Genomic DNA, 599 nt, shown 5'->3' with positions numbered 1-599 from the left:
AACAGGAAAGGGCGCTGGGGGATTCTGACCAACAATAAGGATCGTGTGGTTTCGTTCGATGTCGGGCTTGACGGTAACATACCGCAGCCAGGTTACATCATCGCCGTTGCAGATGAACTCCTTTCTGGCAAAGCAATGGGAGGCCGCATCAGCGCGGTTAACGGTCGCGTTATTACCCTTGATCGTGATTCCTCCGCTGCTGCAGGTCATCGTCTTATGGTTAACCTGCCATCCGGTGCATCGCAGAGCCGGACGATACAGAGTGTCAACGGTCGGGCTATAACAGTGACCACGGCATACAGCGAAACACCAGAGGCAGAGGCGGTCTGGGTGGTGGAGTCTGACGAGCTCTATGCTCAGCAGTACCGTGTTGTCAGTGTGTCTGACAATAACAACGGCACATTCTCTATCGCTGCTGCATACCACGACCCTGACAAATACGCGCGGATTGATACCGGCGCGATTATCGACCAGCGGCCAATAAGTGTTATCCCGCCTGGTAACCAGGCACCGCCGGATAACATCGTGATCAACTCGTTCTCTGTCGTTCAGCAGAACATCAGCGTTGAGACTATGCGCGTCAGCTGGGATCAGGCTCA

The 599-nt window shown here is 54.4% G+C and carries 1 pseudogene; it reads left to right on the top strand.

What is annotated here, in order from left to right:
- Positions 1-599: pseudogene (locus ACJ9N4_RS20930) on the top strand (host specificity protein); the annotation flags it as partial.

Origin of the sequence: Enterobacter sp. LM3, assembly GCF_046622475.1 — a bacterium.
GTDB classification, from domain to species: Bacteria; Pseudomonadota; Gammaproteobacteria; order Enterobacterales; family Enterobacteriaceae; genus Enterobacter; species Enterobacter cloacae_P.
The sequence above is the reverse complement of the archived record's forward strand: the minus strand, read 5'-3'. Positions and strand labels throughout refer to the sequence as shown.